Annotated in this window: 1 protein-coding gene; it reads left to right on the forward strand. The window is 43.8% G+C overall.

Features of this window, described 5'->3' with window-relative positions; translation table 11 throughout:
• On the forward strand, positions 1-288 hold a 288-nt coding region (locus SB725_RS30735), incomplete at both ends, for a hypothetical protein (RefSeq protein WP_410923142.1).

The raw sequence follows: 288 nt of genomic DNA on the forward strand, positions 1-288 counted from the left end.
CGGGCATAACAGCCTATGCCCAGGTGGGTCTTAATACCGAAAATCCTAAAAGCACGATGGATGTAAGTGCCAAAAGAAATGCAGCAGGTCTTCTGACTGACAATGCTCAATTAATAGGATTACAAGCGCCCCGCCTCACCCGTACAGAATTAACAGCCAATATAGCAACTTACGGCACCAATCAAAAGGGAGCCTTAATTTATATTACCGATATCTCAGGTGGTGACACCTCTGGACAAAGAGCTAATATTGATACCATCGGCTATTATTATTTTGACGGGACCACAT

This window comes from Pseudomonas sp. SIMBA_041, from assembly GCF_046535095.1.
GTDB classification, from domain to species: Bacteria; Pseudomonadota; Gammaproteobacteria; order Pseudomonadales; family Pseudomonadaceae; genus Aquipseudomonas; species Aquipseudomonas mucoides.